Genomic DNA, 15,861 nt, shown 5'->3' on the forward strand with positions numbered 1-15,861 from the left:
TAAATTCTTCTTCGAGCTCCAATATTTTCATTCAACTTGCTCCGTCCTATTCGTTATAATAAAAACAGGAGTGATTAAGAATGGAAAAAATAGTAACGTTACTAGAATCCATACGAGAAGAAATTAATAAAGTTCATTCAGATATAATTCTGATAGATACAGATTTGAAAGGATTGCTTTATGAAAAATAAAAAAATTGAATTAAGAGAAAAAGTTAAGCCTTTTGAAAAGGCTATTGATAAAAGAGCTTATAAACAAATTTTAAATACATTTTTGCCTTTCCTTGTTTTATGGATTCTTGCTTATGAGGGTTTAAAGGTTTCATTTTGGCTTTCTTTGCCTATTTCGATTATCAATGCGGGGTTTTTGGTCCGAATATTTATTATTTTTCATGATTGCACCCATCAGTCTTTCTTCAAAAGTCACAAGGCCAATAAAATTTTGGGAACCATTTGCGGTATTTTCACTCATTTCCCTTTTGAAAAGTGGAAACGGGAACATTCGATTCATCATGCAACCAGTGGCAATTTAGACAAAAGAGGCATCGGAGATATATGGATGATGACGGTGGATGAATTTAAAACAGCATCCCGTTGGACTCGGTTTGCTTATCGGTTGTACCGCAATCCTTTTGTTATGTTTGTTTTAGGACCTTTATTTTTATTTCTAATCGAAAATCGTTTCAACAATAAGACTGTCAAAAGAAAAGAACGCCTTAATACTTACTTGATTAATTTTTCTTTGGTTGTTATTTATCTGATTTTGATTTTTACTGTGGGTTGGAAAGCGTTGATTTGTATCCAAGTTCCCATTTTATTCTTATCAGGTATGCTCGGTATTTGGCTTTTTTATGTCCAACATCAATTTGAAGATTCTTATTTCGAAGAACAAAGCAAATGGGATTATGTAAAGTCTGCTGTCGAAGGAAGCTCTTTTTACAAACTTCCCCGAATCCTTCAATGGCTGACAGGTAACATAGGTTATCATCATGTTCATCACTTGTCCCCAAGAGTACCTAATTACTCTTTAGAACAAGCACATAATTCAACACCTCCCCTTCATCATGTTACAACAATTACATTGCTTACAAGTTTGAAATGTCTTCGATTTCACTTGTTCAACGAAAAAGATAAATCGTTTATAAGTTTTAAACAATTCAAATCTATGACCGAAAATTAACCAAAAAAGGCACTTCTAAAGTGCCTTTTTTGGTTAATTTTCCTGTTTTTTGGTCCACTTTTAAAACACCTGTAGATAATATATAAGGATGATTTTATGAGGAAAATAAGTGTTTATTACGATGCAGAATTAAAATCGGATTTAAAACCTATATCCGACAGTCAGAAGCAGATTGAGGGTTTAGCTAAACTGGAGCAAAGACTAATAAGTACGAAGCTAGAGAAATGAGAAAGACCACCCTAAGGTGGTCTTCTGATGAAACACAGAACCCTTCTTATGTAGGCGGGAAGACGTGGGTCTTCCCTTTCGGGTTGCCCCGATGGAAGTGGCGTTTTGTTTCCAAAACTGTTCTTCCTGATTACATATTATTCAGGAGTTTCAGTTTGGTTCCTGCTTATTAAAATTGTGTATCTGACTAGGATATGGTGTGTGGATTCTGTTAAGTTATGATACCAAAAATAAAAAAACCATCCCCAGAGGTAAGGCGGTTTTTTATATGAATTCGGTATTGCAGAGGTGGAATTATTATATTCAGTACCTTTCCCTAAGTGCTTGTCAATGGTACTGGTGCTGGAACAATTTTATGACACTAATGATATATAAGGGGTTTTGCATTTCAACTCTAAAATATAGCGAAAAACACCATTTTCACCTATACAAAATACAGTTTTAACCTAGCATTGCACTAACCTGCCCTTTAGCTGAAGAAGACAAAATGATTTACAGCATCAATTCCACAGGTTAACACAGGCACCATTACGTTAAAATCAAAAGTAATATTTCAGCTAAAGTTCGGTAATTTGCACACTTTTCCGTTTTCTGTTATGATAATAAAGAATTATTTTTGTTCGGTGTAAAGGATAGTATAAGTATCGACTTTTCATCTTGATGATCACTTTGGGCAAGGATAGTAATACATTGTGTGGTTACACACTAGGAGGCAACAACAATGGAACAAGGTACAGTTAAATGGTTTAATTCAGAAAAAGGTTTTGGATTTATCGAACGTGAAAATGGAGACGATGTATTCGTTCACTTCTCTGCTATCCAAAGTGAAGGTTTCAAATCTTTAGATGAAGGTCAAAAAGTAACATTTGACGTTGAGCAAGGTGCTCGTGGAGCTCAAGCTGCTAACGTTCAAAAAGCTTAATCTAAATAAAATTATACAAACAGGCTCTATATATAGAGCCTGTTTTTTTATGTATTTCTGGGATCATACTCAATAAAACACCCTACTCAATGAGTGAGTAGGGATATGATACAGGTACTGTAAAATGATTTAAAACTTAAAAGGTTGACTACAGTATAACATACAGATTGACAATATGCGGAGTTTTGAATGATTATCTTTCATCCACCATTCAAATATTACTATTATTAATTTGAATTTATGCATACTTTTTCTTCAACTAACCTGCCCGTTAGCCATCCATGAAGCGCAAAAATCAACGCTTCACCACAAAGAATGAAAATGTTCTAGATCCGTCAATACTGATTCTACGGCTGGGAGAGGAAGGTCGATACACTATGGTGCGTTAGAGCCCATCCGTTAGTCTGACTCCACCGACCACGGTGCACCACTGACTGTCGCTCCCTTACGGGAAGCACACATGGTAGATTAATCCTATTTTGGTTGTTGCACCAGCCTCTAATTATCATGTTCGCCGTAGAAAGGATGTTTTCAATGGATGTAGTCATTGAAAGAGCATGCGGTATGGATGTCCATAAGGACAATATTACTGCATGTATTTTGACACCTGAAGGAAAGGAGATTCAAACGTTCTCTACTAAAACTGTATTTCTACTACAGTTGGTTGACTGGATTAAACAACATAATTGTACCCATGTCGCCATGGAGAGCACGAGTGTTTATTGGAAGCCTATTGTGAATTTACTAGAAGCTGAGGATATTGAGTTTTTAGTGGTGAATGCTCAACATATGAAGGCAGTTCCCGGACGAAAGACAGATGTGAAAGATGCAGAATGGATCGCAAAGCTTCTTCGCCATGGACTACTTAAAGCCAGTTATATCCCTGACTGAAATCAACGTGAATTGCGTGAACTCGTTCGATATCGTCGAAGTATTATCGAGGAACGTGCCAGACAACATAATCGAATCCAAAAAGTGTTAGAAGGTGCGAATATTAAGTTGGGATCTGTGGTTTCAGATGTGTTGGGTGTTTCAGCAAGAGATATGCTTGATGCCATTGCCGAGGGTGAAGAGGACCCTGAAAAACTAGCAAACTTGGCTCGACGCACCATGAAAAAGAAGAAAGAAGAACTGGAACTCGCCCTAAAAGGCTATATCAATTCTCATCAACGACTTATGTTAAAAACAATTTTAGGTCATATAGATTTTCTTACTGAGCAGATTGAGATGCTTGATAAAGAAGTTGCGGACAGAGTCAGATCCCATCAAGAAGATGTGGCTCGACTGGATTCTATTCCTGGTATAGCGACTAGAATGGCTGAACAAATCCTATCTGAAATTGGGACTGATGTAAAGAAACAATTCCCTACTGCAGCTCATATGTGTTCGTGGGCAGGATTGGTTCCAGGTCATAACGAAAGTGCGGGGAAAAGAAAATCAGCCAAAACTAAAAAAGGAAATAAATATTTAAGATCGGCCTTAACCGAAGCAGCTCATTCAGTAAGAGGATCCAAAAACTATCTCGGAGCACTGTATAGGCGTACAGCATCTCGAAAAGGCAAAAAACGTGCAGGTATTGTAGTCGCTCACGCAATGTTACGTATCTCCTATTATCTTTTGACTCGAAAAGAAATGTATGTAGACTTAGGCGAAGACTACTTTGATAAGCAAAGACAACAATCAATCGTTCGGCATTCACTAAAAAGACTTGAAAGTTTAGGATATACAGTTACGCTAGTGGAACCTAAAGCATCTTAATCCAGTCACGATTCTAAACCATAAATACTATTTGGCGCTCTCCCCTTTTTAAAAAGTAAATGAGCTGCGTCTTCTTAAGTATTGCCTTTTTTCTATAATTGCAGAAGTTTATTTTCATGGTAGTTTAATTAAATGAGACATAAATGATTATAATTCGTTCAATTCCTTATCTATCTATGAGAAAATAAAATAAACTACTCTCGTCTTGTTTGATATGTACATAGAAAATCCCTTTTGTGGGTTGTCACGGTAACCCATTGCCCTTAAACTGTCTTGCTAATAACTAGTGGATGATTCTTTTACTTTAAAATATCAGAGGTTATTTATCGGAAAAAATGTGTTTCAATATTTTCAAAAACTAAGGTATATCTGTAAAGGAGTATCCATTTAATGCTGAATTTATCAACTATAATTGAGCAATTCCCTGACCTCAAAGGTGTATTAGAGAAAACACTTTCAATTTTTAAAGAAGCTTCTTTACCATTGACAGAAGAAGATATAAAAATTTTTTTGCTTGAATTTAATGAGCAATTTGATGATGATAAAAATTTGGAAGAACAAATAGATACCTTTGCTAAGAAAAAAATTAAAGAAATCAAAAATCACTCTTTGTCGATGGAATTAAGAAATTATGCAAACATTGACCTATTTGATTCTTTATTTTCTGAAGAAAATATGAATCCTCTTGCTGAAAATATGAGTTCTTTAGTAGTTGAAGGCAATCTTGAGCCCTTTCTTTTTAAATTGAAAAGCCTACACAATGAATTAACAAGAGAACTTGAAATTTTCGAGCACATTGATATTGAAACAAATATAAAATCTTTAGATTTTTACTCAAAAAGAAAAGAAATCCAAAATATGTTTTTAAATGAGAAATGGTTTCCAGACATAAATCTTGAACCAAAAATAATAGTCGAGTTACTACATCATTATAGAGAACAACCAACACAATTTCTTAAAACATCCTATATGAATCAAGAAATGATAAATATGTACAATGAGGAAACTGTTTTTCGTTGGTACGATGAATGGTCTAAAGAAAGTACGTTATCGGAAGAGTTAATTATACTAAAAACAGCTATTGAATCACATTTTAAGAAGGAATATATAATTTCTATTCATCTTATAATCCCCCGAATTGAAAGCTTAATTGTTTCTGTAAATAAATTAAAGGGGAATGTAGACTTTAAAGATTTAAGAAAGGTAATTGGGGAAAAAAAAAGACATACGTTAAGCAGAAGCAAGGTTCTTCTCTTAGAAATTTGCATTAAATATCTTAATAAAACATTTCTAAATTCATTTGAACATGGCAGAGAAAATTTTCTAAATAGAAATTCTGTCCTTCATGGTGCTTATAAAGGAACGTTTACTGAAGTTGAATCGCTTAAGCTCCTTGCATTTTATAATTTACTTTTTGAAGTTTTGAAGTGAAGTGGAAAAACCCCATAAAGCCTCTGGAAAATTGGCATAAATAAAGATGATCTTCCTAATATAAATAATGATAATAATATTAATGCTAATAACGAAGTTTTATGAACGAATTGAGCCCTTCTAAGGGCTTGTTTTATATCCTAAAAAAAAATAATAATATAAATATTAATGTTAATAATAATAATAAGATGACGAATATATATGAAAAAATTTAAAGCTGTAAATAAAAGAAATGGTTGTGAATTTGTTCTTACATTCTTAGAAGATGGAATATTGTTATCATTCGATAACGTTCAATAACTTGTATTGTTGAAGGGATCATGTGGAAAGATGTTTTTGCGAAATTTCATGTATCAGCAATCTAAAAAAATAGCCTTTCTTGTTAAAAGAAGGCTTAAGGATTGGAACTTAATGAGTAAATAAAAAGAGATTCGAGCTTTCTATATTTTGACATATTTACGCATTTAAGTAAACTATTTCACCAAAAATAAGTTTACCAGAAGTTCTTTTGAAACGTATGAGAATTGGAAGCAAAAAAGAATAGAGTATTTTGTATGTGTAAGACATATCCCTAAGGTTGAAATTCAAGAAGGAAAAAGACAATTATATATTCGTTTATGGAGAATCGAAAATTTGAAGGTAAACAGCGTGGTTTAGCCTTAAAGTTTGCAATAAAATTAGCTGAAAAGTATAAGTGCGAAATTAGACGGGAAGGGTTTAAAAAATAATACAATATTTGTGTAAAAGGTGTATCATTATTTACCTTTTTATAATTTAACCCCGTTTATGGCCGTTAAGACAATAATTAATAAGACTATATCTTTTGTTTAAAGTCTAATTGCACTTCTTTTGTTTTATTTATGATCATTCATTATACAGTTATCATAATTATCATCTTTATTATCAGTCATTTTTTATTACAATCGTTGGTTTATTAGTATCTATTACTCTATCTAAATATCTTAAAAGAAATTCTAAATCATCATTTGAAACAAATTGACCATTATAATGATAATCAGATTCCCTTAGTATTTTTGCTAAATCTTTAGTAGGTCTATTTGGTGCTTTATCATCGGTAATTCCTAATATGTAATCAGTAGAAGTATTAAATAAATCAGCTAATTTGTTTAAATCATCTAATTTGGGTCTACGAACACCTTTTTCATAACCAGCAACTGTTGATTTAGCCTTACCTAAATGATCTGCTACATCTTGTTGGGTTAGATGAAATGTTTTTCTTAGTTCCCTCATTCTTTGAGCAAACATATATTTTACCTCCAGTATGTTCTAATTAAACCTAATTCACAAAAATTATACTATAAGAAGTTCACTTAATGTAGTGCATAATTCATATAAAAAGACTATTTTTGTAAACAAAAGTTCGCGAAAGTTAATAATTTATTATTTATTAATTCACAATTAGAGAACTTTTAATCTGAATTAACTTACCCAAACATACGAGAAATAAACAGTTAGAATGATTGCTAGAATAATTGATAGGAAAAAAGAGCGCACAAATCAGCAATTTATATGCTCTATTCTTATTGTTGACCAATCCATGGAATAATATACATTTGGTGTAAAAAGTTATCAAAATATTTATGAAGCCACTATGGTATTATTGATAACAGAGGTGATTGTATGTATATTTCACCAATGTTATTGCATAAAGTGGATGAACCATTTAATGATGATGAATGGATCACAGAATTAAAATTAGATGGTATTCGTTTAATTTTATCTAAATTCAATAACAAGGTCCGATTATATACACGGCATAAAAATGAGGTCACTTCAAAGTTTCCGGAACTTCTTGATATCAATATACCAGATGGAACCGTGATAGATGGAGAAATTATAGTATCAGGAGATAATGGAAAACCTGATTTTGAAGCTATGATGGAACGATTTCAGAGTAAAAAGGCCTTATATCCTATACAATTTTGTGTTTTTGATGTAGTTTATTATAAAGGTCAAAAGGTTTCTTCATTGTCTTTAATAGAACGAAAACAGCTATTGAGTAAATTCTTGCCACAATCTGATAATGTGATACTTGTTCAGTGGATAGAAGGAAACGCCGAAGCATACTTCAATTTGGTTCAACAGCAGGATTTAGAGGGAATCGTTATGAAACGAAAAGATTCTAAATACCAAATTGATGAAAGATCGAAGGATTGGCTGAAGGTTATTAATTATAAATATGCTGATGTTTTCATTACCGGGCTAAGAAAAAATGAATTTGGTATGTTGCTAAGTATCGAATATGACAATCAAATAGAATATGCCGGGCTAATGGAATTCATGAATCCAAAGGATAAAGCAACATTTTATAGAGTTCATAAGGAACTAATCATAGGTGAAAATAAAAATTTCTTCTATATAAAACCTCAAATAAAATGCCGGGTTAAATTTAGAAACTATACAAAGAAGGGGCTATTAAGAATTCCTTCATTTGTTGAATATATCTCATAAAAAAAGCTTGGAGATTTCTCCGGGCTTTTTATTCTTTATAGACAATACACTTTTTATTAAAAAAACAGCCTTCAAAGGCTGCTATAAATTCAAGTTCAAAATTACATTGTCCATATCATCTTGCGTAATTCCTATGTACCGTAAAGTTATGCTCGGGGCGGAATGGTTCAGGATTTCTTGTAGTAATGTTATATCGGTTCCGGATTTATAAGCATGATAACCGAATGTTTTCCTCAATGAGTGAGTTCCAATGGCTTCTGTAATACCCACAGTTTCGGCAGCTTCTTTTAATATCCTCCATGCAGTTTTCCGGTCGATTGGTGAATTGAACCCTTTTCTGGATTTAAAGAGATAATCATGTGGCATAGGGTTATATTCTTTTAAATATTCTTTAATGGCTTTTTTTACATTGTCTGCATATGGAATAGATCGGCTTTTTCCTGTTTTCGTTTCTTTCAATTTCAATCGTTTAATATTACCATCTGAATCGATAACATCAGATACTTTCATTTTCAAAAGATCAGAAATTCGCAGTCCAGTATTAATCCCCATGACAAATAATAAATAATCTCTTTTCGATTGGTTACGCAAAACTTTTTTCATGGAATCTAATCGTTTTACATCCCGAATCGGTTCAACATATTCCATTTTTTTGTAAATCCCCCAGTATATTAGATTAAGCGACATATCTATATACTATTATACTAAATGTCGCATTGAGTGAACATAGGCTTTTAAAAGTTTTTACAAACGTTGATTTATCAACCTTTTACTTAAAATCTGAATGCGACAAAATATTGAAGTGTCACATTCAACAAAAGTTTAGCTGCTTTTTAATAAACCAAAAATATTTCAAAGGTATTTGTCCTGGAGAAATTTACAAAAGAATGAAAGAAGGGAAAAATATCCTTTTGTCGAATTGAGTAGATGAAAGCGAGGTGAAATATAGTGGGATTGACTTATAAGGAATTTATTGATGATATCGAAAGTAGGCAGTTTCAAGGTGCTTATCGCACTTATAAGCAAATGATTAAAAAGGTCAACGAACTATTTAGCGAAGATGATTTATTGTTTTTCTATCCGCAAAACCTTTTTAACCATAACCAAAAGAATTTTATATTTATTACTAATTTTGGAGTATTAACTGTAAATCAAGATGGTGATAATACCCATTTTGATATATTTAACTCCAAGATAGCATCCATGCAACTTAAATATCCACAATATGCCCAATACGGTTTAACGCTAACGGTTTCGTTTGAGATTGGGACTAACATTGTTTTTGATAGCATGGAAGATTCAAATGAAGATTGGAATGAAAACTATGCTAATTCCATTAAAGAACTTTATCAAGTATTAAATAAAAATAATGTTTAAGCACCTTATCAGGTGCTTTTTATTTTGGCTGCGGTGAGTCATGTAATGAAACTAACAGAGAATTTTCAAAGAGTGTATTTTTTAGTGCTTTGTACCCTATGTAACTTTAATCTAATATACTATAATATAAACAAATAAAATAATAAAATTTGTGACTTACATTTATGAAGAAAAACATTAACATTAATATTAATGTTAAGAAGAGGATGGATATAATGTCAAACGTAAATATATATGAAATGGTCACTAATCAAATTATAGAGAAGTTAGAACAAGGGATTATTCCTTGGAGAAAGCCGTGGGTTAATGGTGGGGCGGTATCATGGAAAACTCAAAAACCTTATCGTGGTATTAACACCATGCTGTTAATGGAAGGCGAATATGCTACATTCAAACAGATCAAGGAAACCGGGGGGGAAGTAAAAAAAGGGGAAAAAGGAAACATCGTGGTTTTCTGGAAATGGATTGAGAAAGAAAATGAAAGTGGAAAAATCGAAAAGATCCCTTTTCTAAGATATTACAAAGTGTTTGAAATTAATAGTCAATGTGAAGGGCTTGAAAGTAAAAAAAAAGCTAAAACATTCGAGCATGATCCAATCCAAAAATGTGAGGAAATTTATAAAGGATATATCAATTCTCCATCTTATTCTTTTTATCCTCAAGGTGCTTGGTACAAGCCCAGTGAAGATCATATCAATGTACCACCTATGAAAGATTTCATGAAAGCAGAAGAATTTTATTCAACTCTTTTTCATGAAATGGTACACAGTACAGGTCATAAAGGAAGATTAAATCGGGATGGAATTACATCTGCTACTGCTCATTTCGGTTCAGAAGATTATTCAAAAGAGGAACTTGTTGCTGAAATGGGTTCATCGATGTTATGCGGTGTCGCTGGTATTCAACAGAGAACGATAGAAAATTCAGCAGCATATATAAAGTCATGGTTAAGGGCTTTAGAAGATGATAAGACATTATTGGTGAAAGCAGGAGCACAGGCTCAAAAAGCTACTGATTATATTCTAGGAATCAAGTTTGAAGGGGAATAAAAGCCCCTTCTTTATTAATATTAATGTTAATAATAATATTAATAATATGGTAAAAAAGGTTCTTTTCTTCGTTTTCCCCTTGTTTTGAGGTGGAGTGGTGCAGGCTGGGGTGAATTGCGAAAGCAAGAGGGGCTAGCCCCTAAAGTACGTATCTAAAAAATAGAGTAAGAGAAATACTTTGAACGGATGATCTGGGCGGTTCGGCAGGTACAATTGATAGAGCAAGCTGACCCTCATGGTTCCTCGTTTTGAGTTTGGTCGGCTTGGCGACAGTCCAGCACCTGCCGAATTTCGGAATGCAAGGGGGCAAGGGTGGAGATTTTTCAGCGAAGCGTTTTGAAAAATACTACCCGAACCTTGCATGGAGAAAAGCCCTAAAACTGGTAAAGGAATTAAGTCAAAAGTTTATTCTCAAAATAAATAAGTAAAGATAATCTAATATTAATGTTAATAAACATATTATTGTTATGAAGGTGGAAACCTTCTCTTTTTATATTGGATAATGTTCATAAAATGTAAAATAAATGGTATAATTAATATTAACATAAACATTAATGTTTTTATTAGAGGTGTTACCATGTATGAATGTTTTTACCCTGATTGTGATGTAAGTGAATATGACTTAGAGATCGTTCCAAAGAAAGAATGTCCTAATTGTCATAAGTATATGAATGCAGAAGAACATGAGGATTAAAAAAACATGGTTGCTGTTTTACGTTATGAAATAGATGAAATCAACCAATATAGAAAAGCTTGGGAGGAATCAAAGTGAAAACTTGTCCGTATTGTGGGAGCGGAGTAAGTGAAAAGGCTGGTGTGGCGTATTGTGGTTTTTGTTCAATGAAAGGATTTCAGCCCGTTGAAGAAGGGCAAAGGCAATCCCGGTATGAAAAGAAAAAGATAATAGATCATGATGATATTAAGAAATCTACCCCGGAATTAATGACTTATCACACAGTCGATTTATTGAAGTTATTAAAGCTGCTAAGAGAGGAAAGAAGGGCATTTTTCAGCCAGTTATCAATGATCAAAAAGGGAGCTAGTCAACTTCCTGAATATAAGCCTTTAGAGGTTCAAACAGGGAATGATTATGAAAATCTTACCCGAAAAACATGGATAGTGGAAAATATTCTGAATGACCGAATAGGGTATATCCCGAATAAAATCACTGATCAATTATTATTGACCATATCGAATCGAATGGAGAATGATCGTAATAGGAAACCAATGATAATAAAAAAGAATCAGGAGATTGAAAAGGGGATATCAATGGAAAGATAATAAAAGCCCTTAGACTTGTATGTACAATGTGTTTCGTGATAATAAAGTTGTTTAAATCAATTAAAGTCGTTTAAAAAATAATAAAGTCATTTAAAACTAAACGTCAGTTATGCTATTCAACAATCGGGCCAGATTACGGAATACGATTTACTAATGTTAACGAGGAAATTCTAAGTAAAAATTTGGATTTTACCTAAAATTATCTTTCTCTTCTGCTATATTAATAGTAATTAATAAGGAAGGATGATAATTATGTTAAATGAATTGAAAAACATGGATGAAGGCTTAAAGACTTTCCTCTGTGAAATAATATTTAAGGAACGAATTAACAGTCAAGGTGAGATATTTGAATTGGCTGCCCAAGATGGATATGAAGAAACAAAAGTAAACAAGGCTTTAGAAATTTTTTTATACAATAATCTTATAGATAAGGTCCAAGGTATAATGCCTTTTCCTATGAAAGGAGATTTTCTCATTTCGGACTCACGGTACCATGAGCTTAAGAAAAATGGGTATTTGTAAAAGAACGATTGGTTGGGTAGCTTTAAAAGAAGATATGTTTGACGATGAAATTTTAAATTTAGTTGATAACGCATTAGATAACCTTTAGACGAATCAGACGCCCCCCTCAGGGCGTTTGGGGAAGGGGTAGAGGGAAAGTGAAGGTAATGGAAATTAGAGGTGTTGAAAACAACGAAAAAAGTAATTATCTAATAGTTTGGTTTGTTTTAAAGGAATATCCTGATCAAGTATTTGGTATTAAACATTTTCCTAATGCAAAATTTAAAAAAGATTATTTAGTTCTCGAACCTGATGAAAATTATTTTGAACAAGCTGAAATTTTAAAGGTTCTTGAAAATAACATAGCTGGGATTAAGGAAAGCATAGGAAATGAAATGGAAAATTACCCTCAATTTCGATTAAAATTACTTTTTAGTCGAAATGCACTACTATAAAATATTGTTAGGCTGTTTCTTGTTATTTGGAACAGCTTTTTTATTTTTTAAAAAAAGACTTCCAAATGGAAGTCCATAATTCACCCAACATTATTTGTTTTGATCTAGGGATAATTGCATTTGAGTAATAAAATGTCCTGATCCACTTAAAGGATCTGTAACAACAGGCTTTTTAGCATTTCCATCCGTACCTTTTGGAATAATAGGTGCTAACTTATTTAGTCCGTCATGTTCTATTGCGATTATTTCTAAATAACCTTTTTTGACATTTACATTTTTCCATAAATTAAAATAAGGAACTAACTCTTCGTAATTGCCAATACGGTCTGTTAGGTATGGATACATTTTTCTAGTTGGAACTATAAGAATACCAGCGGAGATATGTCCATCTAAGAGTAAGAGTGCCATTTTATTAAGTGCACGATGGCTGGAAGAAATATTACCTGTTTCCCATTCAACAACAAATAGTTTTTCATCAACTTTCTTACAGGCGTCTAATGCCCCAGGTTTTGCAGTAGCCATAGAGACTATTTTATTTATGAGTTCTTCATCATTAAATGGGGCTTCAAAATCATTAGATAGAAGTTCCTCTTGTTTATTGCCTTTACGATCAGTATAAATAATTTTTAAGTTATCTCTATCTATTGATACAACCCTACCATATATAACATTAGAACTTTTGCCAAAATTCTTTAGAACCTTAATCTTAGATACACGTTCCTCAGAAGAAAATGCAGGAAACTCAGATTCCCATCCGTAAAGGTTTTTTAAATTCTTTATAAAGGGTTCTTTAATTGGCTTCACACCGTTTCCACCCACTTTTTTACCGTCTTTAGTGTAGGTTTTGCTATCGGGGTGAAAATAAAATCCGTCAGCGTCCTCAGGCCATCTAAGATTTAAAATAGATTTTATAACCTGTTGTCTTAGAGGTTCGATAAACTCTTTTCTTTCTTTTTCATCAACTTTGTCAAGAAGAACTAATCCCTGTTTAATTATCATTTGGTTTCTTATCCCCTTAATTTTTACCTTTTTTACCTTTTGTCGCATTTAGTCGATTGTAGTAAAATCAAATAAGTCCTTTGGTTCTACTTCTAAGGCTTTAGAAATTTTCTCGATATTGTCTAAAGAAACATTTCTTGTTCCTCGTTCAATATCAGATATGTAGGTTCTGTGTAGGTCACATTCAAAAGCTAACTTTTCTTGTGACATATTGTTTTTTGACAATCGTATTTGACGAACTCTTTGACCAAATAACGATCTAATATTCTTAGTCATAGTGCCTCCTATACAATTGACGCTTGTTAACTGGAATGATAGAATTGTGTAGACTATAGGTCTACAGACTATAAGTTACATGAGGTGTATGAAATTGCGTTTTTTTACTGTTTTTGACATTGTTAAAAATAAAGCTGGTCAGTTAGGGCATACAGAAGAAGAAATGTATGCTTATTTAAAGAAAGAGAAAATAAATAAAAAGAATTTACTTGCGTATCAAGATAGTGGAATTATTCCTACTGATGAAAAGGTATTGAATGGAATACTTAACTACCTTGATATGTCTAAAGTGGAATTAGAATTGAAGTTGGGTAGAATACCCGCGGGTTTTGAGGATGTTTTCTTAAATAACACCAAAGAAATAGCTAAAATTCTTGAAGAAAGAAATAGCGTTCAGCAAGAAGAACAAAACCCTATTCCTGAAATTCAGCCTTATTATTCTTCTGATTTAGGTAAGCTATACAATGGGGATTGTTTGGAACTCTTTAAATTAGTTCCTAATGAAAGTGTGGACACCGTCTTTGCTGATCCACCGTTCAACTTAGACAAAGAGTATGATGAGGGTGTAAGTGATAAAAATTCCTTCAGTGGATATTTAGACTGGTATTTTAAGTGGATTGATGAATGTATTAGGGTTTTAAAACCGGGCGGTTCATTATTCATTTATAATATCCCTAAATGGAACACTTACCTCTCTGAGTACCTTAGCAGAAAATTAAATTTTAGAAACTCGATAACGGTTGATATGAAATTTGGACTTCCAATTCAGAACAGACTTTATCCAGCTAATTACAGTCTTTTGTATTATGTAAAAGGGGACAAGCCTAAGACATTTAATGTTCAAAGAATACCGCTTCAAACTTGCCCACATTGTGGAAGGGAAATAAAAGACTATGGTGGATATAAAAACAAAATGAATCCTAATGGTGTAACTCTTTCTGACGTTTGGTCAGATATTTACCCTGTTAGACATAGCAGTTCTAAAAACAGAAAGTTTAATGAACTATCTGTTAAATTGCTTGATCGTGTAATTAGTATGAGTACAAATGAAGGTGACGTTGTATTAGACCCATTTGGAGGCAGCGGAACTACATTTGCTGTTTCTGAATTGTTAGATCGAAAGTGGATTGGCTTTGAATTAGGTAATTGCGAAATTATTAAGGACAGGCTTGAAAAAAAAGAAAAAGATAGGAAGTTATTTGAAAAAGTCTATGAAGAAAAGAACAAGCTGTTCCCTGATAAAGTGAAGGAATTGCGTAAGAAAAATGGATTGTGGATTGATGATGATTTTAGATCTGATAGTGAAACAGAACAAGAAACGAACAAGAAAGCAAATAAAAGAAGTGGTAAGATAAATTATGATCAAATCCAGCTAACCCTAAAATAAAGTAAAGTCTTAAAAGAGGTGAAAACGTTATGAACGAGTTTAATAAAGCGTTAGATCAAGCAATTTCTTCCTTTTCAAAACTTAGCGAAGAGTGGGGGAAGCTAGATGAAAGTAATTTTGAGAAACTTAATAAAAAGTATCCTTTTGATAAGGACTTTACAGAAGTAATTTTAGATTTACTGGAATGGAAAAAGGAAATAAACAAATAGTAGTTTTTCGACTTCTTTTATGGAGTCATTTTTTTTATGTTCTTTTTTAAGTTTGAATGTACCTTATTACAATCCAGATTGACCGCTACCCACATAACAAGAACAAGGGATTGGCTACTATAAAAGGGGAAGGGATAACAATCCACCAGAAAACAGCAGGGGCAATAAGGAGGCTTTATTGTATGGCTATGATAGACAAGGCAACTAGTAAAGCAGCGTATTACCAATACCCCGCACCCTCACATACAGCCATATAGCACCGATACAGGCAAAGGAATACGGATGGGATAGACAAGGGGGGCTAACGCATACCACTAGAATGCCACACGAGGGCAAC

At 32.9% G+C, this 15,861-nt stretch carries 15 protein-coding genes and 1 pseudogene; 12 read left to right on the plus strand and 4 right to left on the minus strand.

The window, feature by feature from the left end; all coding sequences use genetic code 11:
• Positions 1-180: 180 nt before the first annotated feature.
• The 4 genes and pseudogenes from desA to A5N88_RS22255 all read left to right on the plus strand — a co-directional run bounded on the left by desA (position 181) and on the right by A5N88_RS22255 (position 5,518).
• On the plus strand, positions 181-1,179 hold the full coding sequence (desA, locus tag A5N88_RS22240) for a Delta(5) desaturase DesA (protein ID WP_066270825.1): 999 nt from the start codon (positions 181-183) through the stop codon (positions 1,177-1,179).
• A 949-nt stretch (positions 1,180-2,128) separates the two neighbouring features.
• Complete coding sequence (gene cspC / locus A5N88_RS22245) at positions 2,129-2,329, plus strand: cold shock protein CspC (protein ID WP_066270828.1); 201 nt, start codon at positions 2,129-2,131, stop codon at positions 2,327-2,329.
• A 534-nt stretch (positions 2,330-2,863) separates the two neighbouring features.
• Positions 2,864-4,087, plus strand: a pseudogene (locus A5N88_RS22250) (IS110 family RNA-guided transposase).
• Positions 4,088-4,477: 390 nt separating this feature from the next.
• Complete coding sequence (locus tag A5N88_RS22255; protein WP_066270829.1) at positions 4,478-5,518, plus strand: hypothetical protein; 1,041 nt, start codon at positions 4,478-4,480, stop codon at positions 5,516-5,518.
• A 903-nt stretch (positions 5,519-6,421) separates the two neighbouring features.
• On the opposite strand, the gene A5N88_RS22260 is transcribed toward A5N88_RS22255, so the two are convergent.
• Positions 6,422-6,784, minus strand: a complete 363-nt coding sequence (locus tag A5N88_RS22260; RefSeq protein WP_066270831.1) for a helix-turn-helix domain-containing protein — start codon at positions 6,782-6,784, stop codon at positions 6,422-6,424.
• 375 nt (positions 6,785-7,159) lie between these two features.
• On the opposite strand from A5N88_RS22260, the gene A5N88_RS22265 reads away from it, so the two are divergent.
• Positions 7,160-7,990, plus strand: coding sequence for an ATP-dependent DNA ligase (locus tag A5N88_RS22265; RefSeq protein ID WP_066270834.1), 831 nt, complete (start codon positions 7,160-7,162; stop codon positions 7,988-7,990).
• 81 nt (positions 7,991-8,071) lie between these two features.
• On the opposite strand, the gene A5N88_RS22270 is transcribed toward A5N88_RS22265, so the two are convergent.
• Entirely contained in the window at positions 8,072-8,638 is a 567-nt protein-coding gene (locus tag A5N88_RS22270) for a site-specific integrase (RefSeq protein WP_066270836.1), read from the minus strand.
• A gap of 300 nt (positions 8,639-8,938) precedes the next feature.
• On the opposite strand from A5N88_RS22270, the gene A5N88_RS22275 reads away from it, so the two are divergent.
• The 5 genes from A5N88_RS22275 (at position 8,939) to A5N88_RS22300 (ending at position 12,653) form a co-directional block, all read left to right on the plus strand.
• Positions 8,939-9,367 (plus strand): DUF3908 family protein, encoded by a 429-nt coding sequence (locus A5N88_RS22275; RefSeq protein WP_066270838.1) that lies wholly within the window; start codon positions 8,939-8,941, stop codon positions 9,365-9,367.
• A gap of 215 nt (positions 9,368-9,582) precedes the next feature.
• The gene (locus A5N88_RS22280; RefSeq protein ID WP_066270841.1) at positions 9,583-10,416 is read left to right on the plus strand and encodes an ArdC family protein; all 834 of its coding nucleotides are present in this window, start codon (positions 9,583-9,585) and stop codon (positions 10,414-10,416) included.
• Between the two features lie 768 nt (positions 10,417-11,184).
• Positions 11,185-11,697 (plus strand): hypothetical protein, encoded by a 513-nt coding sequence (locus A5N88_RS22290; protein ID WP_066270846.1) that lies wholly within the window; start codon positions 11,185-11,187, stop codon positions 11,695-11,697.
• Positions 11,698-11,949: 252 nt separating this feature from the next.
• Positions 11,950-12,219 carry a hypothetical protein gene (locus A5N88_RS22295; RefSeq protein ID WP_066270848.1) on the plus strand — a complete coding sequence of 90 codons (270 nt, stop codon included), beginning with the start codon at positions 11,950-11,952 and terminating at the stop codon, positions 12,217-12,219.
• A 137-nt stretch (positions 12,220-12,356) separates the two neighbouring features.
• Entirely contained in the window at positions 12,357-12,653 is a 297-nt protein-coding gene (locus tag A5N88_RS22300; protein ID WP_066270849.1) for a hypothetical protein, read from the plus strand.
• 90 nt (positions 12,654-12,743) lie between these two features.
• On the opposite strand, the gene A5N88_RS25260 is transcribed toward A5N88_RS22300, so the two are convergent.
• On the minus strand, positions 12,744-13,652 hold the full coding sequence (locus A5N88_RS25260) for a BglII/BstYI family type II restriction endonuclease (RefSeq protein WP_066270851.1): 909 nt from the start codon (positions 13,650-13,652) through the stop codon (positions 12,744-12,746).
• A 48-nt stretch (positions 13,653-13,700) separates the two neighbouring features.
• Positions 13,701-13,928, minus strand: coding sequence for a helix-turn-helix domain-containing protein (locus A5N88_RS22310; RefSeq protein WP_066270855.1), 228 nt, complete (start codon positions 13,926-13,928; stop codon positions 13,701-13,703).
• Positions 13,929-14,016: 88 nt separating this feature from the next.
• Between A5N88_RS22310 and A5N88_RS22315 the strand changes: the two genes are divergently transcribed.
• Together A5N88_RS22315 and A5N88_RS22320 are read left to right on the plus strand one after the other, a co-directional pair.
• Positions 14,017-15,315, plus strand: coding sequence for a DNA-methyltransferase (locus tag A5N88_RS22315; protein ID WP_232317646.1), 1,299 nt, complete (start codon positions 14,017-14,019; stop codon positions 15,313-15,315).
• A gap of 29 nt (positions 15,316-15,344) precedes the next feature.
• Entirely contained in the window at positions 15,345-15,524 is a 180-nt protein-coding gene (locus tag A5N88_RS22320; RefSeq protein ID WP_066270862.1) for a hypothetical protein, read from the plus strand.
• Positions 15,525-15,861: the final 337 nt, after the last annotated feature.

Origin of the sequence: Heyndrickxia acidicola (genome assembly GCF_001636425.1) — a bacterium.
GTDB classification, from domain to species: Bacteria; Bacillota; Bacilli; order Bacillales; family Bacillaceae_C; genus Bacillus_AE; species Bacillus_AE acidicola.